The sequence below is a fragment of the Thalassiella azotivora genome (assembly GCF_054781695.1).
Genome location: NZ_BAAGTX010000022.1, coordinates 12964 through 34925, shown reverse-complemented (window position 1 = coordinate 34925; position 21962 = coordinate 12964). Strand labels below are relative to the sequence as shown.

The window sequence follows — 21962 nt, the reverse complement described above, 5'->3', positions numbered from 1 at the left end:
CGTGGCGTGCGCGGCCCGCACCGGCCGGCGACCGCGCCGGGCAGAGTCTGCCGGACGGTGGCCGGCCGGTGGGGTCAGGCGGTCAGGCGGCCAGGTGCTCAGGCGGTCAGGCTGAGCGCCTCGGCGACGCGGCGGTGCTCCGCTGCCTCGTCGCTGCGCCCGGAGCGCTCGAGCGTGCGCGCGAGGGCGTGCCGCGCCCACCCGTCGTCCGGGCGGTCGGCGACGAGGTCGCGCAGGACGGTCTCGGCGCGCCCGAGCTGCGCCGAGCCGTAGTACGCGCGGGCGAGCAGCTCGCGGGCGCCGCGGTGCTCGGGGGCGGCCTCGACGACGGGCGCGACGACGCGGGCGGCGTCGGCGGGACGGCGCGCGGCCAGCAGGTTCTCGGCGCGCCGGAACTCGGCGTACAGCTCGTCCGCGCTCAGCTCGCGGGTGGCCATCGTGCGGGTGGAGGTCACGGCGCTCCTCCCGGGCGTCGGGCCGGCCCGGTCGGGCACGGCGGTCGGTCCCAGCACCGGTGCAACCGCGGTGGGGCCGCGGCTGTTCCGCGCGTCCACCGCCGACGGGCCGGCCCACGGGCCGCCCGACGAGCCCCGCCGAGCCGCCCGACGAGCCGCCCGACGAGCCGGGCGACGGGCCGCCCGTCGCCGGTCAGGTCCCGGGCGGCCGGTCCCGGCCCGACGTGGGCGCAGGGGCCTGCCGAAGCCGCGCCCCGCGCGGCAGCCCGAGCAGGCCCACGACGGCTCCCGCCGCGAGCAGCCCAACGCACGTGGCCATCCCGACGGCGTACGCCGGGGTCAGCCGGTCCGGGTCGGCGTAGGCCTGCCCGCTGATGCCCGCGACGGCGGGCAGCGCGGCGACGGCCAGGAGGCCGCCGGTGCGCGCGACCGCGTTGTTGACACCGCTGGCCGTGCCGACGAGGTGCGCGGGTGGGGCGGCCATCACGGTCGCCGTCAGCGGTGCGACGAGCAGGGTGAGCCCGGCGCCGAAGAGGACGAGCCCGGGCAGCTGGTCGAGCCAGTACCCGTCCCCGGCCCGCAGCGGCACGAGCAGCAGCAGCCCGGCGGCGGCGACGGCGGGCCCCAGGGTCAGCGGGAGCCGGGGACCGACGCGCTGCCCCAGGGCCCCGGCCGGGCCGGAGAACGCGGTGAGCAGGACCGTCACCGGCAGCATCGCGACACCGGCGGCGAGCGGGCTGTAGCCGAGCGACACCTGCAGGTGCAGCACGAGCAGGAAGCTCATGCCGGACAGCGCGGCGTACACCAGCAGCGTCTCGGCGTTCACGATCGTGAACACCCGGTCGGCGAACAGCCTGGGCGGCACCATGGGGTGCCGGGCGCGGCGCTGCCGCAGCACGAACGCCGCCCCGCCGAGCACCGCGAGCGCGCCCGCGAGGGCCGCCCGGCCACCCGAGCCGGGTTCGGGGGCGGCGACGAGCGCGTAGGTCAACGCGCCGAGGGCGAGGGCACCGAGCACGGCTCCCGGTGCGTCGACCCTGCCGGCGGCGGTGTCGTCGCGGCTCTCGGGGGCGTGCCGCAGCGCCAGCCACACGGTCAGCGCGGCCAGTGGCACGTTGACCCAGAACACCCACCGCCAGTCCAGGGCGACGAGCCAGCCGCCGACGAACGGGCCGACCGCCGTGCTCACCCCGGACAGCCCCGACCACAGCCCGATGGCGGTGGCCCGGTCGTCGGGGTGCAGCCCGGACTGCAGCAGCGCGAGCGAGCCCGGGGTCAGCAGCGCACCGCCGACTCCCTGCAGCACCCGCGCCGCGACGAGCCAGCCGGCGTCCGGGGCGAGTGCGCACGCGACGGACGCCACCGCGAACCAGACCACCCCGGCGACGAACACGCGACGGCGCCCGAGCCGGTCGCCGAGGGACCCGCCGAGCAGGATCAGCGCCGCCAGGGACAGCGTGTAGCCGTTGACGGTCCACTGGAGCTGGGCGAGCGAGGCGCCCAGGTCGCGGCCGATGGTGGGCAGGGCGACGTTGACGACCGTGGCGTCGAGGAACGCGACCCCCGACCCGAGGACGGTGGCCGTCAGCAGCCCCCGCCCGGCCGGTGAGCGCAGCCGGGGCGCGCCGGGCTCGGGGTCCGGGGCGGGCGCGGGGTCCACGGTCACCGCCCGACCAGGACGAGGACGGCGCAGGAGACGGCCAGGACGACGGTGAAACCGGTCAGCGCGAGCACCGGACCCGGCCTCACGGCGACGCGGTTGCGGTGCAGCCGGCGCTTCTGGTCGCGGGTGAGGACGACGGCCGCGAGCGACCCGCTGACGCTGACCACGACGGCGGCCCACCCGGCCTGGCCGCTGAGCCGGGTGGCCAGCAGCGAGACCACGACGAGCGCCAGAGCGGTGCGGGTCCAGGCCTGGTAGGTGCGCTCGGGCTGGGCGCCGGGGTCCCAGACCGCGCGGTGCCGGTCGGCGCTCACGCTGGCCCCGAGGCCTGCGGCGGGCCCACGGCTCAGCCCCCGCCGACGAGGACGCCGACGAGGAGCCCCCCGGCGCAGACCGCCACGGCGACCGCGAGCAGGGGTGCCATCCCGAGGCCGGGCAGGGTGCGGCCGTTGCGCAGCGCCCGCTCGCTGCGCAGCCAGCGCGAGAACGACGTCATGGCGAGCACCGCGCCGACCACGAGCAGCAGGATCGCCAGGACCTGGCGCAGGGCGACGGGCAGGGCGTCACCGGCGAAGGCCTCGAGCCCGATCCCGCCGGCGACGAGCGCCAGGGACGTGCGGATCCACGCCAGGAAGGTGCGCTCGTTGGCCATGGTGAACCGGGGGTCGGGGTCGTCGCCCTCGGCCAGGAGCCGGTCGAGCCAGCCGCGCGGGGACTGCATGACCCGCACGGTAGCCCCGGCCGGCGGGAACCTGCCGACCCTGTGGAGCGGTGGTGGGCTGTGCCACGCTGTGCGCGTGCCCGAGCTGCCCGAGGTGCAGGCGCTCGTGGACTTCCTCGCTGAGCGCGCGGTCGGTTCTGTCGTCGCGTCGGTCGAGGTGGCCGCGATCAGCGTCCTGAAGACGTACGACCCGCCGCCGACCGCCCTGCAGGGGATGCAGGTCACCGGCGTGGCGCGGCACGGCAAGTGGCTCGACCTGGACGTCGACGGGCTGCACCTGGTCTTCCACCTGGCGCGGGGTGGGTGGCTGCGGTGGTCCGACGCGTTGCCGGCGGCCCCGGCCCGCCCGGGCAAGAGCCCGATCGCGCTGCGGGTGCGACTGGACGACGGGTCGGGTGCGGAGCGGTTCGCCGGGTTCGACCTCACCGAGGCGGGTACCCGCAAGCGGCTGGCCGTGTACGTCGTGCGCGACCCTGCCGAGGTGCCGGCGGTCGCGTCGCTGGGCCCGGACCCGCTGGCGCCGGGCTTCGACCGGCAGGCGCTGGCCGGTCTGCTCGCCGGCTCCCGCCAGCAGGTCAAGGGCCTTCTGCGGGAGCAGTCGGTGGTCGCCGGGGTGGGCAACGCCTACAGCGACGAGATCCTGCACGCGGCGCGCATCTCGCCGTTCGCCGTCGCCGGCAAGCTCACCGACGAGCAGGTGGACCGCCTGCACGCCGCGCTGCACGAGGTGCTCGAGGAGGCCGTCGGCGCCGCGTCCGGCAAGCCGGCGAAGGAGCTCAAGGACGCCAAGCGCGCGGGCATGCGCGTGCACGGCCGCACGGGTGAGGCGTGCCCGGTCTGCGGGGACGTCGTCCGCGAGGTGTCGTTCGCGGACCGCTCGCTGCAGTACTGCGCCACCTGCCAGACGGGCGGCAAGCCGCTGGCCGACCGCAGGCTGTCCCGGCTCCTGAAGTGAGCCTGCTGACGTGAGCCCGCCGCCGGCGGCCGGCGGCCGGCGACCTAGCCTGGTGGCCATGCGAACCGCCCTGCGAACCGCCGTGCGAACCGTCGTGCCAGGGACCCCCGCGACGTGGTTCCGCCTGGTCGCGGTCGTCGAGGCCCTCACCTGGGCGGGCCTGCTCGTCGGTATGTTCTTCAAGCACGTCACCCGCACCACCGAGGTCGGCGTGCAGGTGTTCGGGGCGCTGCACGGCGGGGCCTTCCTCGCCTACGTGCTGGTGGTGCTGCTCGTCGCCCGGCCGCTGCGGTGGTCGCTGTGGACGACGGGGCTGGCGCTCGTCGCGGCGGTGCCGCCGTTCGCGTCGCTGGTGCTCGAGCGGTGGGCCGAGCGGTCCGGTCGGCTCGGTGAGCTGTCCGGTGCCGGCCGGGCCGACACCGCCGACGGCGCGGCGGGTGCGCGGGGCGTTCCGCAGGAGCAGCCCTCGGCGTAGCGTGCGGCGCATGTGCCGGAACATCACCGAGCTGCGCGGCCTGGAGCCCGCGGCGACGGACGAGGAGATCCGGGCCGCGGCGGAGCAGTACGTCCGCAAGGTCAGCGGCCTGCGCCAGCCGAACGCGGCCGCGCGGGCGGCGGTCGAGGCCGCGGTCGAGGAGGTCGCCGCGTCGACCGGACGGCTGCTCGCCGCCCTGCCGCCGCGCCGTCAGCCGCCGGCGACGGTGCCGCCGCTGCGGCGGCCGGAGGTGCGGGCGAGGATCGCCGCCCGCACCTCCTGACCGGCTCAGCTGTCGGGGCCGCCGTACTGCCCGAGCAGCGGGGACAGCGACTCCCAGCGCTCGATCTCGCAGCCGTTGGTGCGGTCGAACTCGGCGAGCACCTGGCCACCGCCGATCGTGCCGCTGATCGTGGCGGTCTGCGGGCCCCCGAAGACCATCGTGCAGGCGGCGTCCTTGGGGACGGCGGCGAACGCCGACGGCCACGCCTGGACGAGCGCGTCGCAGGCGGCCTGCGGGTCGGGGACGTCGCCGCCGGCCGGGTCGCAGGTGAGGCTGCGGGTGGTGGTGTTGCCGCTGCCGTCGTCGATGGTGATCGTCAGGTCCGCCGGCACGGGGCCACCGGGCTCGATGGTGGGGTCGCCGGTCTCGTCGGCGCTGGGCGACTCCGTCGGGGTCGGCGTGGCCTGCGTCGTCTCGGACTGGGCCCCGGGCACGACCTCGGGGTCGCCCTCGTCGCTCCCGCAGGCGGTCAGCGCCACGAGCGCGGCCGCTGCTGTCACGGCGAGGACGCGGCGGGCGGTGGGGCGGTGACGGACGGGCATCGTGGGCCTCCTGCGGGGTCGGTGGGTGGGGCGACGGTACCGGGGTGGGACGCACCTCAGGCACCCCCGGGTTCCGGGACGAACAGGACGAAACCGGACCGTTACCGACAGTCAAGGACGGGGCTGCTCCCGGCAGGCGGAGGACGGGCGTCAGGTGCCACGATGGGACCGCGAGACCACCCGACCGGGTCCAGCACCGAGGGCCGCCAGCACGTCCCGGAGCCGACCCCACCACCCGAGGAGCGCGCCGTGTACGAGGTCCCGACCGTGACCGTCGACGACGTCCCGAGCGACCTGCACGAGACCCTCGTGGTCGACGTGCGCGAGGACGACGAGTGGCGCGCCGGCCACGTCGAGGGGTCGGTGCACATCCCCCTCGGGCAGCTGGTGCAGCGGGTGACGGAGCTGCCCCGCGACCGGGAGGTCCTGGTCATCTGCCGCAGCGGCAACCGCTCGGGGCAGGCGGTGGCGTGGCTGAACGAGAACGGCTACGAGACCGTCAACGTCGCCGGGGGCGTCGGTGCCTGGCAGTCGGCGGGTCGTCCGCTGGTCGACGCCCAGGGGGAGCCCGGTCGCGTGGTGTGACGGCTGGGCGAGTCCGGACGCACGTCGTCGATGGGGTCGTCTCGCGCCATCTAGAACCTGCTCTAGACATCGCGAGACACGGCTCGACGGGCGCTCGGGGGGCCGCCCCCCGGCGCCTCTGTCGAGAGCGAGGGTCGGTAACGGGACGCAACCGGGCAAACACGACACGCCGGTCCGCGTCTCACGGAGCAAGTCGGCCTTGTCCATCCCCGGGTTTGCCTGTTGGGTGCGCGGTTGACCGGTGACACCCGCCGGTGCGACTTCCGAGGAGACGACGTTGACCCGACGCCCCGCGCGCCGCGCGATCCGCACCACCGCCGCGATCGCCGTCCTGGCCCTGCTGACCGCCTGCGGAGGCGGTGAGGACGAGGAGACCACCGCCGCCGAGGACACCCCGGCGGTGGAGCTGACCGAAGTGGAGGGCTCCGACCCCGCCGACGCCGGGTCGGCGCCCGCGCCCGAGGACGTCGCGCCCGTCGAGGCCGGGTCCCCCCAGCAGCTCGGCCCGGTGACCCTGGACTTCCCCGAGGGCTTCGCGCCGACGCCGGACAGCACGCCCGAGGGTCCGTTCGTCATCGCCCCCGAGAACCCGGCCGAGGGCGACCCGGTCATCACGGTCGTCGCCGAGCCCGGCGCGAAGATGACCGTTGCCGAGTACGCGCAGACGCTCGTCGACATGTCGCAGGGCACCGAGGCCGCCTCCGGGGTCCAGCAGGGGCCGGTGGAGTGGCCCGGCGCCGAGGAGGCGCACTTCGTGGTCCTCGACAAGACCCTGGAGACCTCGGGCGGCTCCGTGCCCAGCACCCAGGAGGCCCTGGTGCTGCGGTCCGGGGACACCCTCTACCTGGTGACCGCCGTGGCCGCGGCCGACGCCTACGACGCCTCCGGCGTGGGCCAGGCGCTGCGCTCCGCCCGCATCGCCGCCTGACGGCGGCCGCCGCACCCCTCGATCGGCCGCCCGGTCACGTGACCGGGCGGCCGATCGTGTCGTCTGCGTGTCTCTGCCGCTGACGCTAGACACGGCGATACGGTCCGATCGTGGACCCCGTGCGCAACCCCTACGCCCCCGGCGCCGGTCAGCGCCCGCCCGAGCTCGCCGGGCGCGACAAGGAGCTCGACGCGTTCGACGTCGTCCTCGAGCGCGTCGCCCGCGGGCGCCCCGAGCGCTCGATGGTCCTCACCGGGCTGCGCGGCGTCGGCAAGACCGTCCTGCTGAACGCCCTGCGGTCCTCGGCGGTGCGGCGCGGCTGGGGCACCGGCAAGCTCGAGGCACGCCCCGACACGCCCCTGCGCCGTCCCCTCGCGGCCGCGCTGCACCTGGCCGTCCGCGAGCTCGGCGTCCGCCAACGGGAGGAGGCCGACGAGGTCCTCGGCGTCGTCAAGGCGTTCGCGCTGCGCGCCACCGAACCCGGCGCGAAGGTCCGCGACCGGTGGCAGCCGGGCATCGACGTCCCCGCCACCACCGGCCGCGCCGACTCCGGCGACATCGAGATCGACCTCGTCGAGCTGCTCACGGACGTCGCCGGGCTGGCCGCCGCCACCGGCAAGGGCGTCGCCGTGTTCGTCGATGAGATGCAGGACGTCGTCCCGGACGACGTGTCCGCCCTGTGCGCGGCGTGCCACGAGCTGAGCCAGCAGGGGCTGCCGCTGATCGTCGTCGGCGCCGGCCTGCCGCACCTGCCCGCGGTGCTGTCGGCGTCCAAGTCGTACAGCGAGCGCCTGTTCCGGTACACCCGCATCGACAGGCTCGACCGGGCCGCCGCCGACCTCGCGCTGCAGGTGCCGGCGAAGGACGAGGACGCCGAGTTCACCGACGAGGCGCTGGACGCCCTGTACGAGCGCACCGACGGCTACCCGTACTTCGTCCAGGCGTACGGCAAGGTCGCCTGGGACGTCGCGCCGCAGTCCCCGATCACCGCCGGGGACGTCGCCGTCGCGGCACCCGACGCCGAGAACGAGCTGGCCGTCGGCTTCTTCGGCTCCCGCTACGAGCGCGCCACCCCCGCCGAGCGCGAGTACATGCGCGCGATGGCCGACCTCGGCACCGACGGCGACGAGGCCGTCGCCACGTCGGCCGTCGCCCAGGCCCTCGGGCGCAAGCCGCAGTCCCTGTCCCCGGCGCGGGACGGGCTGATCAAGAAGGGGCTCGTCTACTCCGGTGAACGCGGCCGGATCGCCTTCACCGTCCCCCACTTCGGCCGCTACCTGCGCGCGCACGCCACGGACTAGCACGTCAACCAGAGGTTGACATGGCGGATTCGTCAACCCGTCGTTGACGGGTGGAGATACGACCGTCGGCGTTGAAGCACGGTCTTCACGAGGCGGACGTGAGGCACGCGTGGGAGCACGCTGTGCGACTACTTGAGGTGAGGTGATGGACATGGCGAAGACCAGAGCGCATCAGGACGCCACGGGCTTGGAAGAGGTCGACCCTTCGACGCACCCTGCACGCGACGCCGCGTCGTTCCGTCGCATCGTCGCAGCGCGCCAGGACCTGTCGCTGGCCGAGGAGGCGCTGCGCGATGCCGTCCGGCGGGCACGGGAGGCCGGGGACTCGTGGACGGTGATCGGCGCCGCCCTCGACATCTCGCGCCAGGCAGCGCAGCAGCGGTTCGGCGCCCGTCGGGCGGTGGCGGACACCCACAGCGTGCTGTGATGGGGAGGTGGCGGACCGCGGCGCGACGATCGACCTGAACAGCGACCTCGGGGAGTCCTACGGGCGGTGGACGCTCGGGGACGACGAGGCGCTGCTCGGCGTCGTCACCAGCGCCAACGTGGCGTGCGGCTTCCACGCCGGCGACCCGTCGGTGCTGCGCCGCACCTGCCACCAGGCCGCCGAGCGGGGCGTCGTCATCGGGGCCCAGGTCTCCTACCGCGACCTGGCCGGGTTCGGCCGCCGGTTCATCGACGTCCACCCGGACGAGCTCGTCGACGAGGTGCTCTACCAGCTCGGCGCGCTGCAGGCGTTCGCGAAGGTCGCCGGCGCCGCCGTCCGGTACGTCAAACCGCACGGCGCCCTCTACAACGCCGTCGTCGAGCACGAGGAGCAGGCCCGTGCCGTGGTGGAGGCCGTCGCCCTGCACGACGACACCCTGCCCGTCCTCGGGCTGCCGGGCTCCGCGCTGCTCGCCGCGGCGCAGCGCGCCGGGCTGCGCGCGGTCCCCGAGGCGTTCGCCGACCGCGCGTACACCCCGCAGGGCACCCTCGTCAGCCGCCGCGAGCCCGGCGCCGTCGTCCACGACGCGCAGGAGGTCGCCCGCCGCGTCGTGCGGATGGCCACCGAGGGTGTCGTCACCGCCGTCGACGGCACCGACGTCCACGTCGGGGCCGCGTCGGTGTGCGTGCACGGCGACACCCCCGGCGCGGTGGACGTCGCGGCCGCGGTCCGCACCGCGCTCGAGGCCGCCGGGGTGCGGGTGGAGCCCTTCGCGTGAGCGTGCGGGTCCTGCCGTGCGGCGACGCCGCCCTGCTGCTCGAGGTGACCGGCCCCGGGGACGACGCGGAAGGCGGCCGCGACGACGCGGTCGACGCCGTCCTCGCGCTCGCCGACGCCGTGCGCGGCGCCACCTCCGGCGACGCGACGGTGCTGGACGTCGTCCCCGCCGCCCGGACCGTGCTCGTCACCGTGGAGCCGGGGACGCCGCTGGACCCGTTGCGGGACAGGCTGTCCCGGCTCCGCTCCGCACCGGGCGGGGGCGGCCGCCGGGCGGACGCCGACGTCGTCGAGCTGACGGTCCGCTACGACGGGCCGGACCTGGACGACGTCGCCGCCCTCACCGGGCTGACCGTCGACGCCGTCGTCGCCGCCCACACCGGGACCCTGTGGCGGGTCGCGTTCGGCGGGTTCGCCCCCGGGTTCGCCTACCTCGTCGGCGGCGACCCGCGGCTCGTCGTCCCGCGCCGCGAGGAGCCCCGCACCCGCGTCCCGGCCGGCGCCGTCGGGCTCGCCGGCACGTACAGCGGCGTGTACCCACGGCCCTCACCCGGCGGCTGGCAGCTCCTGGGCCGCACCGACGCCGTCCTGTGGGACGTCGACCGCGACCCACCCGCCCTGCTGCGCCCCGGCGCCGCCGTCAGGTTCGTGTCCGCCGACCGATGAGCGCGCCGACACGACCCCGGCTCGAGGTGCTCGCCACCGGGCCGCTCGCCCTCCTGCAGGACGCCGGCCGGCCCGGGCACGCCGCGGTCGGCGTCCCGCGGTCCGGTGCCGCCGACCGGACCGCGTACCGTCTTGCCAACCGCCTGGTCGCCAACACCGAGGGCGCCGCGGCGGTCGAGGTCCTGCTCGGGGGCCTGGCGCTGCGGGCGACCGCGGACGTCACCGTGGCCGTGACCGGCGCACCGGCGCCAGTCCGCGTCGACGGCCGGGACGTCGGCCACCACGCGGTCGTCGCCGTCCGCGCCGGGCAGGTGCTCGCTCTCGGGACGCCGACCGCGGGGCTGCGCAGCTACTTCGCGGTCCGCGGCGGCGTCGACGTGCGGCCCGTGCTCGGGTCGCGGGCCAGCGACACCCTGTCCGGAACGGGCCCGCCACCGCTCGCCGCCGGCGACCTCCTGCCCGTCGGCGACGACGTCACCGGGTACCCGCACGTCGACGCCGTCCCGCCCCCACCCGGCGACCACGGGGACGCCGTCGCCCTGCGCGTCGTCCTGGGGCCGCGGCACGACTGGCTGGACGACCCCGCCGGCCTCGTGACCGCGCTGTGGCGGGTCACCCCGGACAGCGACCGGGTCGGCGTCCGCCTCGACGGCCCGCCGCTGCGCCGCCACCCGTCGGTCGCCGACAGGGAGCTGCCGTCGGAGGGGACCGTCCGCGGGGCGGTGCAGGTGCCGCCGTCGGGCCGTCCCGTCCTGTTCGGCCCGGACCACCCCGTCACCGGCGGGTACCCGGTGGCCGGGGTGCTCCTGGCCGCCGACGCGGACCGGTCGGCCCAGCTGCGGCCGGGCGAGCGGGTCCGGCTGGTGGCGGTCCCGCCGCCGTGGTGAGCCAGGCCGCGCCGCGCGCCGCAGCTCACTCCCAGCGGAACAGCCGCCGCGCGAGCAGCGACGTCGCGAGCGCCCACACCGCGAGGACGAGCAGCGGCTGCCATCCAGGGACCCGGCCGGCCCACGACTCCCCGAGCGCCTGGACGAAGGCGCCGACGGGGGACAGGTCGCTGACCGTCAGCAGCCACCCGCTCATCAGCTCGCGCGGGTACCAGACGCCGGACAGGAACATCGCGGGGAAGAAGACCACCTGGCCGAGCGCCGCGGCGACCGAGCCGCGCCCCGCCACCGAGGCGATGACCAGGCCGAGCGCGAGCATCGCCGCGGACCCCAGCAACAGTGCCAACGCGAACCAGCCCGGCGACCGGGGCAGGTGGGCGTCGAAACCGACCCGGGCCACGAGCAGCACCAATCCCACCGCCGCGACACCGACGAGCAGGTCGACGAGCAGCACCGCCGCGAGCAGCCGGCCCGGCCCCAGCGGCGTGACCCGCAGCCGCCGCAGCACCCCGCGCTCGCGGTAGGACGCGAGCACGCTCGGCAGCGTCAGGATCCCCAGCATGATCAGGGACAGCACCGCCGTCACGGGCACGTAGGCGTCCACAGGCCGGATCCCGCCGAATCCCGGCGCGACGTCGGTGAAGCCGGGGTAGAACGCGCCGAGGACGGCGAGCAGCAGGGCCGGGAAGACCAGCGAGAAGCCGATGCCGACGGGGTCGCGGCACAGCAGGCGCAGCTCGACGGCCGCCACCCGCAGCGTCCCGGGGACGCGGTGGGGCGGTGCTCCCGGCGCCGGCCGGTCTGGTCGGCGCGGCCGGCTCGTGGTCGCGGCGCTCATGCGTGCTCCCCCTCGGTGACGGTCGCGGGAACCGGTGCGCCGGCGGCCCCGGTCAGGGCGAGGAACGCGTCCTCCAGCCCCCTCTGCTCGGTGCGGAAGCGGCGGGGCCGCACCCCGCGGGCGGCCAGGTGCGTGACCACGGTGACGAGCACGTCGGCGTCCCCGTCGACGACGACGTCGGCGCCCACGGTCCGGGCGGCCCGGACCCCCGGCAGGGCCCGCAGCGCGTCGAGGTCGACGCCGGGGTCCTGGGCGAACCGGACCGTCTGGTCGTCGTCCAGGGCCGCGGCGAGCTCGTCGGGGGTCCCGACCCGCACGACCCGGCCGGCGTGGACGACGGCCACCCGGTCGCACAGCCGCTCCGCCTCGTCCATCAGGTGGGTGACCAGCAGCACCGTGATCCCCTTGTCCCGCAGGCGCTCCACGTGCGCCCACGTGGCGCGGCGGGCGTGCGGGTCGAGCCCGGTGGTCAGCTCGTCGAGGACGACGAGCTCGGGGTCGCCGACGAGCGCGAGCGCGATCATCAGCCGCTGCTTCTGCCCGCCGGACAGGCGCTTGAACCGGCGCCTGACGACGTCGCGCAGGTCCCAGTCGTCGAGCAGCCGGTCGACGTCGGTCGGGGTGTCGTGGAAGGACGCGTGCAGGCGCAGCGCCTCCCCGACGGTCATCGCGTCGGGCAGCGCCGCCTCCTGCAGCTGCACGCCGACCTTGCGGACCAGGTGGTCGTGGTGGTGCCGCGGGTCGAGGCCCAGCACGGACGCGGTCCCCGAGTCCGCCGTCCGCAGACCGACGAGCACCTCCACCGTCGTCGTCTTGCCCGCCCCGTTCGTCCCCAGCAGCCCGAAGACCTCCCCGCGCCGCACCGCGAAGGTCACCCCGTCCAGCGCCCTCGTCGGGCCGTAGCTCTTGCGCAGATCCCGCACCTCGACTACGACGTCCGTGGCCTCCCGTGTCGTCATGCGGTGATCATCGGGGGCGGGCCGCCGCCGTGGGAAGGCTCGCGGGCCAGGTCCGGGGTCGTTCTCGGGGACGAACCAGGGTCATCCCCCAGACGGCAGGGCGCCCCTGGCGGGCAGGGCCCCCTCCAGCGCGAGCAGCCGGGTCTTGGCGTCCACGCCGCCGGCGTACCCGGTGAGCGCGCCCGAGGCCCCGAGCACCCGGTGGCAGGGCACGAGGACGCACACCGGGTTGCCTCCGAGCGCGGCGCCGACGGCCCGCGAGGCCCGCGGTGCCCCGGTGGCCGCCGCCAGCGCCCCGTAGGTGGTGGTCCAGCCGTACCCGGCGACCTGCGGCAACCGGCCCAGCACCGTGCGCTGGAACGGTGCCATCAACGCGGTGTCGACCGGGACGTCGAAGTCGCGGCGGTGGCCCGCCACGTACTCGGCCAGCTCGCGGCGCACCGCGTCCGTGGCGGCCGGTTCGCGCAGCACCCGCGGCGACACCCGGTCGGCGAGACGCTGCAGCCAGCGGTCGGCCTCGGTGTCGTCGGCGACGTAGCGGGTGAGCAGCACCGCCCCGCCGTCGCGGACCGCGAAGAGCATCCGGCCGAGGGCGGTGTCGTCGACGACGTAGCCGACGTCCGCGCCGCCCAGGGCGGGTGGGCGGACGTCGGGCGCGAACCCGCGCAGCGCCTCCTCGGGGCCGGTCGGGCCGGGCGGGGCGGTCGGGGTGGTCGGGCACGCGGGTCCGGGACCGGACCGGCGGGTCGGCTTCACGGCAGGTCCCTCCTCAGGGTCGCCAGGGCGTCGGAGACGAGCCGCCGGGTGGCGGCGGGGGTGGTGTCGAGCGCGCGCGCGACGGTGGCGTGGTCGAGGTCGGCGACGTACCGCAGGACCAGCGCGTGCCGCTGCCGGTCCGGCAGGCCGCGCACGCGCCGCCACAGGTCGTCGTCGCGGTCCGCCGGCGGTGGCGCCACGGGGTGGTGGCCGGCACCGGTCGCGGCCACGTCCTCGACCGGGACGGGACGTCGCCCGCGCGACCGGTGCGCGTCGGTCGCGCACCGGCTGACCACCGTCAGCAGCCACCCCCGCAGGTTGCGGGCGTCCCGCAGCGACGGGTAGGCGGCCAGCGCCTGCGTCCACGCCTGCTGGGCGACGTCGTCGCCGTCGACGGGGCCGGCCAGCGCGTGCGCGAGCCGGGCCACGTCACGCCAGTGGGCGTCGACGAGGTGCTGGAAGGGCGGCAGGCTCACGGGCATCCAACGCGCGGCGGCGGCGGCGTGTGAGGGCGGTCAGGCGAGCAGGTCGGCGACGTCGGCCAGGCCGTGCTCGCGCAGGGTGGCCACGACCTCCTCGCGGACGCGGGCGATGCTCTCCTGCGGCACGCCGCGGACCAGCAGCACCATCGACCACCACTCCAGGTCGTCGGCGGCGAGGCGGTCCTCGCCGACGAGGAGCGCGCTCGCGCACGCGCGCAGCAGGTGCGCCAGGTCCGTGCGCAGGTCCATACCGCTCGTCCCGGCGGCGTCCGCGACACCGGGCAGCGGCTCGAGCCGGCGCGCCGCGGCGTCCACGACGGTCGGCAGCCGGCCGAGCAGCCGGTACGCGTCGGCGGAACGGTCCGGCGCCCGCCACGGCAGCCCGCCCAGCCGGGGACGCCACGTGCGCAGCAGCCGGTCGGCGTCCTGCGGGTTCGCCGCCCACCCGTCGGCGCCGAGCGCGAACGCGCGGGTGTCGTCCTCGCCGAGCGCGCGCCCGCCGACGAGGACGGGGACGGCGGCGTCCTGGGCCTGCTGGATGACGTCCCGCAGCGCGACGAGGTTGCCCGGGACGGAGCACGAGACGGCCAGGGCGTCGGGGCCCACGTCGTGCAGGAACTGCGTCAGGTGCCCGGGGGGCACGCTGGCGCCCAGGTAGGTGACGTCCCAGCCGAGGTCGGTGAGCGACTCGGCGAGCAGCCGGGCGGCCATCGAGTGCCACTCGCCGTCGGCGCAGGCCACCACCACCCGGCCGTGCGGGCGGTCCCGGGTCAGCACCGCGGCCCGCCGGCGGGCGCTGCTGACCAGCGCCAGGGCCGCCTCGCTGATGGCGGTGGCGGCGTGCTCCTGGGCGACGTTCCACCGGCCGCACTGCCACAGCTCGCCGACCTGCCGCTGCACGTCGCCGAGCATCGTGACGACCTCGTGCGAGGGGACGCCCGCGTCCAGCAGCTCCTGGACGACGTCGAGTGCGCGGGCGCGGTCGACCGCCGCCACGGCGTCGAGGAAGCGGGCACGGGCCCCGGCCACGTCCGGTCCGGTCACGGGTCCTGCACCTCCTGGGTGAGCGGGACGCCCACGGCGACGATCGCGACGTCGTCCCGGGCTGCTCCCTCGTCCAGGGCGATGACGATCTCCTCGACGACCGACGCGACGGCCTCGGCGGGCATCCCCGCGTAGTGCCGGACCAGGTCGACCAGTCCTTCCGCCCCCAGCATGACCGACGCCCGGCCCGCCTCGGTGACCCCGTCGCTGAACAGCAGCAGCGTGTCCCCGCGCTCCAGGACGACGTCCGCCTGCTCCCAGCTCGGGTCCGGCACGATGCCCAGCAGCGGGCCGCGGGGCTCGACCGGGGTGACCGTGCCGTCCGTGCGCAGCAGCAGCGGCGCGGGGTGGCCGGCGCGCGCCACGGTCGCCCGGACGCTGCCCGCCCCGCCGGCCCCAGCCGTCCCGCCGGCCTCACCGTGGGGCCCGGAGGACGGCCGCAGCCGGACGACGACGGCGGTCGCGAAGCGCATCCCGCCGCCGGTGTCGTCGGCGCGCAGCACCCGGTCGGCCAGGGCGAGCTGGTCGACCGGTTCGGGGTGCAGGTGCGCGAGCACCCGCAGGGTCTGGCGGATCCGCCCGGTGGCGACCGCCGCCTCGGCCCCGTGGCCGGTGACGTCACCCAGGACGAGCGTCCAGTCGCCGCCGCGGTCGACGAGGTCGACGAAGTCGCCGCCGACGCCGTCCTCCTCGCGGCTGGGCCGGTACCGGGTGGCGACGTCGAAGGCCGGGACGGCGCTCAGCCGCGGCCGGTACGCCCCGGCCAGCTGGGTCGCCAGGCCGCTGCGCTGGGCGTAGCGCAGCGCGGCGTCGAGGTGTCCGCGCAGCAGCGGCACGACCCGGTCGTCGACGTCCCCGACCGGGTCGGCCAGCACGAGCAGCGCGCGGGTCCCACCGACCTGCACGGCCAGGGGCACACCCTGCGGGCTGGCCCCCAGGTCGACCGGGACGACGGGGCGCAGCGCGGCGAGCTCGTCGTCGTCCAGCGGGCGGCGGCCACCGACGAGATCGCGCAGGACGCCGCGGACGTCATCACCGACCGACCGGGGCCGGGTGCTGCGCTCGGACCGGCCGTCCGCATCGACGGCCCGCACCCGCAGGCCCGCCTCGTCGAGCACCAGCAGGGCGCCCGCCGGGGTGGTCGCCGGGACGAGGCGGGACAGCACCAGGGCGGCCAGCCGGCCCTCGTTGAGGACGCCGGCCGCGGACGTGGCGAGGTCCAGGAGGGCGCCGGTCGAGGCCGGCGGGGGCGTGCGGGGGTCGCGCGTCACGGGTCCCCCTCCTCGGGTCGGCTGCTCGTCCGGCTGCTCGTCCGGCTGCTCGTCCAGCTCGTCCGTCCAGCTCGTGCCCCCGTGGACCGGAAGGGTCGACCGTAGCAACCGCCGCTCAAGGTCGGACCCGGTCGTGCCGATGACGGGACCCAGCGGGTTCGAGCAGCGGGCCCGCGGCCGATCCGCGCAGGAGGCGGTCACGGTGACCGAGGCGACCGAGCTGGTCGAGGTGCCCGGTGCGAGCGGGGCGCGAGCGGTGCGGGACGCCGCCCGTGGCGTCCTGACCGGCCGCGTCGCCGGCCGCGGTGCGCTGGTCCTGCGGCTGTCCCTGTGGGCCGCCGCCTACGGCGCGGCGGTGTGGCTCGGCCGCCTGGTGCGCGTCGAGGGTGACCAGCTCGCGCTGGTCTGGCCCGCGGCGGCCGTCTCGTTCCTGTGGCTGGCCGGCTCCTGGGGGCGTCCGCGGCGTGCGCTGGCCGACGTCGCGGTGCTCTCCGTCCTGACCGTGCTCGGCAACCTCCTCACCACCGCCGGCTGGGGTCTGTCGCTGGCGATGGCGCCGGCGAACGTCGTCCACGCCGTCGTCGCGGTGGCGGTCGTGCGGCGGCTGCGGCCGGACCCCGGCTGGGTACCGCGCACCGTGCGGCACGTGCTGGTGCTCCTGGCCGGCGCGGTGACGGGCGCCCTGCTCAGCGCGACGCTGGGGGCCGGTGCGCTGGCCGTGACCGCGGGCGCCCCGTGGGTCGAGGTCGCCCCCGCCTGGGTGCTGCGCAACGCCAGCAGCACCTTCGTCCTGGCGACCGTCCTGCTCGTGGTCTGGGGGGCGTCGTGGCGCAGGCCGACGTTCTCCTGGGTCCGCGCGGCCGAGGTCGCGGTGCTCGTCGCAGCCGCGGCCACGGCCTACTGGCTGGTCGTGGCGGTCGGCGGCGCGGGGGCGCTCGCCCTGGCGACCCTGCCGTTGTGCGCGTGGACGGGAACGCGGTTCCCCACCGTCGTCGCCGCCGTCCTGACGGCCCTCGGCGGCGGGGTGGTGATCGCCCTGACGCTCATGGGGCACGGGCCGTTCGCCCAGGACAGTCCCACCCTGCAGGTGGCGCTGGCCCAGGCGCTCGCCGCGGTGACCGTGCTGGTCACCGTGCTGCTCGCCGTCCACCGGGACGAGCGGCACCTGCTGATCGCCGCGCTGCGCGGGGCTCTCGCGCAGGTGCAGGACCGGGACGAGCGCTTCCGCCTGGCGTTCGACACGGCGCCGGTGGGGATGCTCATGGTCGCCGGGTCGGAGCCGGGGCTCGGTCGCGTGCTGCAGGTCAACGAGGCGCTGACGGGTATGACCGGGTGGTCGGCCGGCGAGCTGGTCGGCCGGGACGTGCGCGGCCTGCTCGACGGCGGTGAGGGCGGCCGGCGGCTCGCCGACCTTCTCGCCGGCCGGGTCGAGCGGGTGAGCGCCCAGGAGCGGTACCTGCGGGCGGACGGCGGGCACGCCTGGGGCGCGTGGTCGGCGTCGCTGGTCCGTCCCCGCTCCGCGGAGCCGTACGTCATGGTCCTCGTCGAGGACGTGACGGCGCGCCGGGCCGCGGAGGAGGTGCTCACCCACCGGGCGCTGCACGACGCGTTGACGGGGGTGGCCAACCGCACGCTCCTGCAGGACCGGCTCGAGCAGGCGCTGGCCGCCGCCGGGCGGTCCGGGGACCGGGTGGGCGTGCTGTTCCTCGACCTCGACGGCTTCAAGGAGGTCAACGACACCGCCGGCCACGCCGCGGGTGACGAGCTGCTGCGGCAGGTGGCGTCGCGGCTGTCGGACGCGGTCCGGCCCGGTGACACCGTCGCCCGCCTGGGTGGCGACGAGTTCGTGGTGCTGTACCCGGTGGTCGCCGCCGACGAGCTGGCGGCCATCGCCGAGCGCGTCCGCGCGGTCGTGCGGGAGCCGTACGTCCTGCCCGACGGTGCCCACGTGGTGAGTGCCAGCGTGGGGGCGGCGTCGGCGCCGGGGACGGCGACGCCGGGCGACGTGCTGCGCGCGGCGGACGCCGCCATGTACGAGGCCAAGCGCTCCGGTCGCGACCGGGTGGCGTGGGCGGCCGAGCGGCCCGCGGCTCCCGGGGTGCCGGGCGCGCGCGACGCCACCTCCTGAACGCCCGCCGCGGGCCCCGTCCCGGTCGGAACGGGGCCCCGGAGCGCGGGTGGCCGGTTCTCCGCCTACAGGCCGAGCGTGCCGGCGATCCCCCCGGAGCCGCCGAGCCTGCCGAGCAGGTCCTGGACGTCGATGCCCAGCGTGTCGAGCAGGCCGGCGTCCCGGTCGGTGTCGACCTGCTGCGGCAGGTCCCGGTCGGCCTGCTCGGCCTTGTCCTGGTTCCCCTGGCTGCGGAGCAGCTCGATGATCTGGTTCTTGTCGATCTGCACGGTGCTCTCCCTCCGTCGGTGCCCGGGACGGGCACCGCCCGTCCACGGTCGCGCGCGGGGCGGCGGTGCGCGACCGGTGGCCGTCGGCGCACGGCGGGGCACCGTGCGTCGTCCCGGAGCGGGTGCGAGGGTTGACCGGTGAGTGAGCGAGGACGCTCCCGGGTGACCCAGGACGACGGTCAGGACGTCGGTCGGGACGCCGGCCGGGACGCCCGGCTGCGCGACCGGTTGCTGCGCGCGGACGGCCTCCGGCGCCGGGGGGCGAACGTCCCGCCTCCGCCGGTCGTCCCCCAGGTGGTGGCGCACCGCGGCGCCAGCCACGACCACCCCGAGCACACCCTGGGTGCCTACGTCCGAGCGATCGAGGCGGGCGCGGACGCGCTGGAGTGCGACGTCCGGATGACCGCGGACGGGCACCTGGTGTGCGTGCACGACCGGCGCGTGGACCGGACCTCGAACGGGCGCGGTCGCGTGTCCGCCCTGGAGCTGGAGCAGCTCGAGGGCCTGGACTGGGCGTCGTGGAAGCGGGCGCAGGGTGGTCGGCTGCCCGGCGAGCTGCCCGACCGGGACCAGGGCCGGCTACTGACCCTGCGGCGGCTGCTGTCGGTCGTGGCGGACAGCGGTCGCCCGGTCGAGGTGGCGGTGGAGACCAAGCACCCCACCCGGTACGCGGGGCACGTCGAGCGGGAGGTGGTCGACGTCCTCGACCACTTCGGGTGGGCGCACCCGCCGCGCGGACGGCGTCCCCGGGCGCGGGTGATGAGCTTCTCCGTGCGCGCCGTGCAGCGGGTCCGGGCGATGGCGCCGGCCCTGCCGCTGGTGCTGCTCACCGAGCGGGTGCCCGTCCGGCTGGGCGAGCCGCGCCTGCCCCGCGGGGTGGCGACCGCCGGGGTGTCCGTCCAGCTGCTGCGCGACGAGCGGTGGTACGTCGACCGGCTGCGCGCCGCCGGGTACGCCGTGCACGTGTTCACGGTGGACGAGCCCGAGGACGTCCAGCGGTGCCTGGACGCCGGGGTGGAGGCGATCATCACGAACCGGCCGGACGCGGTCCTCGGCCAGCTCGGTCGCGGCTCGGCCTGACGTCGTCAGCACGCGCCCCCGCACGCGACGGGCAGTGATCGACTGACTGCATCGAGTGATCTTCGTGTGACCTGGGGCACCGGGTGTTTGCCTGCGCGCCCGGGCGGGTACAGCATCCGTGAGAGCACCTGCTCCCGCCGCGGGGCAGCCGACGCCAGGAGCCGACCGCAGGAGGGGGAGCCGTGCCCGCCACCCAGGCGCTGACCGACGTCCCCCAGCGCGGTGACGCACGGGGTCTGAGGGTCCCGCACCGGGCGGCCGCCGTCCCCGCCGCCCGCCGCGAGTTCCTCTCCGACGTCTGCGCCCGGCTCGACGCCAACGTCAGCCACGAGGCCGCGGTGGTCCTGTCCGAGCTGCTCGGCAACGCGGTCCGGCACGCGGACTCCGTCGACGGGGACGTCCTCGTGCGCTGGCAGGTCCGCGGCGGCACCGTCGACGTCGAGGTCACCGACGGCGGTGCCCGCGCCCAGGTGCGACCGCTGCGGCCCGCGACCTACGCCACCAGCGGCCGGGGCCTGCGCATCGTCCGCAGCATCGCGCACGAGTGGGGCGTGGTCGAGGACGGCCAGGGACACCGCACCGTCTGGGCCGCCGTCGGCGGACCCTCCCGGCGACGCCGTCGCACCTGAGCGCCGCCGTCCCCGGCAGGACGCACCAGAGCGGCCCCGGGCCCCGCGCCTCGTTACGCTCGCCCCCCATGGGCAAGAAGTCGCGCCGTCAGGCGTCCACCGCACGCACCGCCGTCGCCGACGCCGACGTCCCCGTCGTCGGGATGCGCGAGCCGTGCCCGTGCGGGTCCGGCAAGCGCTACAAGATGTGCCACGGCCGGGCCGCCGCGCAGGCCGAGGTCGCGCTCGTCACCCGCCCCTACGAGGGCCTGCCCGGGGAGTGCGACTGGGTCGCCATGCGCGAGATCGTCCCCGCCGCGACGGCGACGGTGCGGACGACCTCCGAGCACGGCGCGCAGGACGTCACCGTCGCCACCGTGCTGCCGCTGGCGTGGCCGGCGCTGCACCGCGCCGACGGCCCGGTGCTCGTCGGGCTGCAGGTGCACGGCGGGTCCGGGGACCCGAGCCGCGACGCCGCGCAGGCGCTGCTGACCGCCCTGGACGCCGAGCCGGGGACGCCGGTCCCGAGCGTGCCGCTGAGCGGCGTCGGGCCCCGCCTGCAGGACGTGCTCGACCTCGACCAGCCGTTCCGCGTGTCCGTGCACGAGGGGTTCGACTTCTGGCTGGACGACGTGCAGGGTCAGGCCGACGACGTGCGCGCCTCGCTCGAGTCCGCCAACGCCGCCGCCGTCCCGACCGAGCGGCTCGCGTCCGTCGAGGCCGCGTACTGGTGCCGGATCGGTGAGCGCGACCACCTGCGCTGGGTCCTGCCGCACGACGAGGAGCCGCTGCTGGACGCGCTCGCCCGGCTGCACGCGCGCGGCGACTCGGGGCTCGGCGAGGGCACCCGGTACATCGGGGCGTTCCGCGCCCACGGCCTGCTCGTGCCGGTCTGGGACCTCGTCCCCGGGTCGACGGCGGACGACGTCGAGGAGCCCGCCCAGGCGTGGGCGGCCCGGCTCGACGCGGCGCTGGCGGACGACGCCCCGCTGACCGCCGAGGAGCGTCGGGCCCGGGCCGGGGTCGTCTCCCGCCAGCTCACCCTGCGCTGACCACCCCCGTTCCCCCGGTCCACCACCCACCCTCGCCGTGATCATGCAGATCTGACCGTGACCACTTCTGCATGATCACGAGGACGGGGTGGGGGAGGGCGATGACTTCCGGGTCGTGCGCCGGTCGGAGGTGCGACGTGGCCCACGAGGGGTCCTGACGAGGAGGAGAGCAGCGTGGACGTGACCGTCATCGACTTCATGAGCCTGGACGGCGTCGTGCAGGCACCGGGCGGTGAGGGGGAGGACGACGACGGCGGGTTCCGGCACGGCGGCTGGTCGGTGCCCTACTTCGACGACCAGGTGATGGGTGCGGCGATCGACGGCGTCATGTCGGACGCCGACGCCATGCTCTTCGGCGGCCGCACCTGGCGGGGGATGGCGACCGCCTGGCCGGAGCGGGCCGGTGACCCGTTCGCCGACCGGATGAACAGCATCACCAAGTACGTCGCGTCGCGGACCCTGACCGAGGAGGACGTCGCCGCCTGGTCGGGGTCGCGGCTGCTGCCCGCGGACGACGCGATCGGCGCCGTCCGCGAGCTGCGCGACCAGCCGGGCGGGCTCCTGCAGGTCTGGGGCAGCAGCTCGGTGGCCCGCCAGCTCGCCGAGCACGACCTGGTGGACCGCTACGTCCTGATGCTCGAGCCGGTGCTTCTCGGCGGCGGCAAGCGGGTCTTCCCCGACGACGGGCAGGCCCGGCCGCTGTGGCTCGAGTCCGTCGAGCAGGCGGGCACCGGCGTCCTGGTCTGCAGCTACCGGCGCGTCCGGGACTGACGCGCGCGCGCCGCCACGCGGACGAGGCGCGCGCACGGC

27 protein-coding genes are annotated in these 21962 nt (G+C 76.7%); 15 read left to right on the top strand and 12 right to left on the bottom strand.

The window, feature by feature from the left end; all coding sequences use genetic code 11:
* Positions 1-98: 98 nt before the first annotated feature.
* From ACYVQV_RS15165 to ACYVQV_RS15150, 4 genes are all read right to left on the bottom strand, one after another.
* The gene (locus ACYVQV_RS15165) at positions 99-455 is read right to left on the bottom strand and encodes a tetratricopeptide repeat protein (protein ID WP_461024147.1); all 357 of its coding nucleotides are present in this window, start codon (positions 453-455) and stop codon (positions 99-101) included.
* A 193-nt stretch (positions 456-648) separates the two neighbouring features.
* Positions 649-2115 (bottom strand): MFS transporter, encoded by a 1467-nt coding sequence (locus ACYVQV_RS15160; protein WP_461024146.1) that lies wholly within the window; start codon positions 2113-2115, stop codon positions 649-651.
* Positions 2116-2117: 2 nt separating this feature from the next.
* Positions 2118-2432 carry a DUF202 domain-containing protein gene (locus ACYVQV_RS15155; RefSeq protein WP_461024145.1) on the bottom strand — a complete coding sequence of 105 codons (315 nt, stop codon included), beginning with the start codon at positions 2430-2432 and terminating at the stop codon, positions 2118-2120.
* 32 nt (positions 2433-2464) lie between these two features.
* The gene (locus ACYVQV_RS15150; protein WP_461024144.1) at positions 2465-2839 is read right to left on the bottom strand and encodes a YidH family protein; all 375 of its coding nucleotides are present in this window, start codon (positions 2837-2839) and stop codon (positions 2465-2467) included.
* A gap of 76 nt (positions 2840-2915) precedes the next feature.
* On the opposite strand from ACYVQV_RS15150, the gene ACYVQV_RS15145 reads away from it, so the two are divergent.
* Genes ACYVQV_RS15145 through ACYVQV_RS15135 form a run of 3 tightly spaced genes read left to right on the top strand, consistent with a single transcriptional unit; the run spans position 2916 to position 4552 of the window.
* Entirely contained in the window at positions 2916-3794 is an 879-nt protein-coding gene (locus ACYVQV_RS15145) for an Fpg/Nei family DNA glycosylase (protein WP_461024143.1), read from the top strand.
* Between the two features lie 58 nt (positions 3795-3852).
* Positions 3853-4269 (top strand): DUF3817 domain-containing protein, encoded by a 417-nt coding sequence (locus tag ACYVQV_RS15140; protein ID WP_461024142.1) that lies wholly within the window; start codon positions 3853-3855, stop codon positions 4267-4269.
* A 10-nt stretch (positions 4270-4279) separates the two neighbouring features.
* A complete protein-coding gene (locus ACYVQV_RS15135; RefSeq protein ID WP_461024141.1) occupies positions 4280-4552 on the top strand; it encodes a DUF2277 domain-containing protein in 273 nt (90 codons plus the stop codon).
* A gap of 5 nt (positions 4553-4557) precedes the next feature.
* Here the strand turns inward: ACYVQV_RS15135 and ACYVQV_RS15130 are convergent, their stop codons facing one another.
* Positions 4558-5094: an SSI family serine proteinase inhibitor gene (locus ACYVQV_RS15130; RefSeq protein WP_461024140.1), complete on the bottom strand. Its 537-nt coding sequence runs from the start codon at positions 5092-5094 to the stop codon at positions 4558-4560.
* 162 nt (positions 5095-5256) lie between these two features.
* Between ACYVQV_RS15130 and ACYVQV_RS15125 the strand changes: the two genes are divergently transcribed.
* From ACYVQV_RS15125 to ACYVQV_RS15095, 7 genes are all read left to right on the top strand, one after another.
* Positions 5257-5679, top strand: a complete 423-nt coding sequence (locus ACYVQV_RS15125) for a rhodanese-like domain-containing protein (protein ID WP_461024139.1) — start codon at positions 5257-5259, stop codon at positions 5677-5679.
* A 277-nt stretch (positions 5680-5956) separates the two neighbouring features.
* The gene (locus tag ACYVQV_RS15120) at positions 5957-6607 is read left to right on the top strand and encodes a hypothetical protein (protein WP_461024138.1); all 651 of its coding nucleotides are present in this window, start codon (positions 5957-5959) and stop codon (positions 6605-6607) included.
* A gap of 110 nt (positions 6608-6717) precedes the next feature.
* Positions 6718-7908 carry an ATP-binding protein gene (locus ACYVQV_RS15115; RefSeq protein ID WP_461024137.1) on the top strand — a complete coding sequence of 397 codons (1191 nt, stop codon included), beginning with the start codon at positions 6718-6720 and terminating at the stop codon, positions 7906-7908.
* A gap of 145 nt (positions 7909-8053) precedes the next feature.
* Entirely contained in the window at positions 8054-8335 is a 282-nt protein-coding gene (locus ACYVQV_RS15110) for a hypothetical protein (RefSeq protein ID WP_461024136.1), read from the top strand.
* A 7-nt stretch (positions 8336-8342) separates the two neighbouring features.
* Positions 8343-9113, top strand: a complete 771-nt coding sequence (locus tag ACYVQV_RS15105) for a LamB/YcsF family protein (protein WP_461024135.1) — start codon at positions 8343-8345, stop codon at positions 9111-9113.
* Positions 9114-9115: 2 nt separating this feature from the next.
* Positions 9116-9778, top strand: a complete 663-nt coding sequence (locus ACYVQV_RS15100) for a 5-oxoprolinase subunit B family protein (RefSeq protein WP_461024190.1) — start codon at positions 9116-9118, stop codon at positions 9776-9778.
* On the top strand, positions 9775-10665 hold the full coding sequence (locus ACYVQV_RS15095; RefSeq protein WP_461024134.1) for a 5-oxoprolinase subunit C family protein: 891 nt from the start codon (positions 9775-9777) through the stop codon (positions 10663-10665). Before ACYVQV_RS15100 ends, ACYVQV_RS15095 begins: the two co-directional genes overlap by 4 nt.
* Positions 10666-10690: 25 nt before the next feature.
* On the opposite strand, the gene ACYVQV_RS15090 is transcribed toward ACYVQV_RS15095, so the two are convergent.
* From ACYVQV_RS15090 to ACYVQV_RS15065, 6 genes are all read right to left on the bottom strand, one after another.
* Positions 10691-11503 (bottom strand): ABC transporter permease, encoded by an 813-nt coding sequence (locus ACYVQV_RS15090; RefSeq protein WP_461024133.1) that lies wholly within the window; start codon positions 11501-11503, stop codon positions 10691-10693.
* Positions 11500-12462 carry an ABC transporter ATP-binding protein gene (locus ACYVQV_RS15085; protein WP_461024132.1) on the bottom strand — a complete coding sequence of 321 codons (963 nt, stop codon included), beginning with the start codon at positions 12460-12462 and terminating at the stop codon, positions 11500-11502. Before ACYVQV_RS15085 ends, ACYVQV_RS15090 begins: the two co-directional genes overlap by 4 nt.
* Positions 12463-12543: 81 nt before the next feature.
* Positions 12544-13218: a methylated-DNA--[protein]-cysteine S-methyltransferase gene (locus ACYVQV_RS15080; RefSeq protein ID WP_461024131.1), complete on the bottom strand. Its 675-nt coding sequence runs from the start codon at positions 13216-13218 to the stop codon at positions 12544-12546.
* Positions 13215-13700 carry an RNA polymerase sigma factor gene (locus ACYVQV_RS15075; RefSeq protein ID WP_461024130.1) on the bottom strand — a complete coding sequence of 162 codons (486 nt, stop codon included), beginning with the start codon at positions 13698-13700 and terminating at the stop codon, positions 13215-13217. The genes ACYVQV_RS15080 and ACYVQV_RS15075 overlap by 4 nt, the downstream gene beginning before the upstream one ends.
* Before the next feature lie 33 nt (positions 13701-13733).
* Positions 13734-14744, bottom strand: a complete 1011-nt coding sequence (locus ACYVQV_RS15070) for a cobalamin B12-binding domain-containing protein (protein WP_461024129.1) — start codon at positions 14742-14744, stop codon at positions 13734-13736.
* Entirely contained in the window at positions 14741-16015 is a 1275-nt protein-coding gene (locus ACYVQV_RS15065; RefSeq protein ID WP_461024128.1) for a PP2C family protein-serine/threonine phosphatase, read from the bottom strand. Before ACYVQV_RS15065 ends, ACYVQV_RS15070 begins: the two co-directional genes overlap by 4 nt.
* Before the next feature lie 139 nt (positions 16016-16154).
* Between ACYVQV_RS15065 and ACYVQV_RS15060 the strand changes: the two genes are divergently transcribed.
* Positions 16155-18143 carry a diguanylate cyclase domain-containing protein gene (locus ACYVQV_RS15060; RefSeq protein WP_461024127.1) on the top strand — a complete coding sequence of 663 codons (1989 nt, stop codon included), beginning with the start codon at positions 16155-16157 and terminating at the stop codon, positions 18141-18143.
* A gap of 65 nt (positions 18144-18208) precedes the next feature.
* On the opposite strand, the gene ACYVQV_RS15055 is transcribed toward ACYVQV_RS15060, so the two are convergent.
* Positions 18209-18412 (bottom strand): hypothetical protein, encoded by a 204-nt coding sequence (locus ACYVQV_RS15055; RefSeq protein WP_461024126.1) that lies wholly within the window; start codon positions 18410-18412, stop codon positions 18209-18211.
* A gap of 231 nt (positions 18413-18643) precedes the next feature.
* Between ACYVQV_RS15055 and ACYVQV_RS15050 the strand changes: the two genes are divergently transcribed.
* The 4 genes from ACYVQV_RS15050 to ACYVQV_RS15035 all read left to right on the top strand — a co-directional run bounded on the left by ACYVQV_RS15050 (position 18644) and on the right by ACYVQV_RS15035 (position 21923).
* Positions 18644-19492 carry a glycerophosphodiester phosphodiesterase gene (locus tag ACYVQV_RS15050; protein WP_461024189.1) on the top strand — a complete coding sequence of 283 codons (849 nt, stop codon included), beginning with the start codon at positions 18644-18646 and terminating at the stop codon, positions 19490-19492.
* Positions 19493-19674: 182 nt separating this feature from the next.
* A complete protein-coding gene (locus ACYVQV_RS15045) occupies positions 19675-20121 on the top strand; it encodes an ATP-binding protein (RefSeq protein ID WP_461024125.1) in 447 nt (148 codons plus the stop codon).
* A 68-nt stretch (positions 20122-20189) separates the two neighbouring features.
* Positions 20190-21152 (top strand): DUF5926 family protein, encoded by a 963-nt coding sequence (locus ACYVQV_RS15040; RefSeq protein ID WP_461024124.1) that lies wholly within the window; start codon positions 20190-20192, stop codon positions 21150-21152.
* A gap of 174 nt (positions 21153-21326) precedes the next feature.
* Positions 21327-21923, top strand: a complete 597-nt coding sequence (locus ACYVQV_RS15035; protein WP_461024123.1) for a dihydrofolate reductase family protein — start codon at positions 21327-21329, stop codon at positions 21921-21923.
* Positions 21924-21962: the final 39 nt, after the last annotated feature.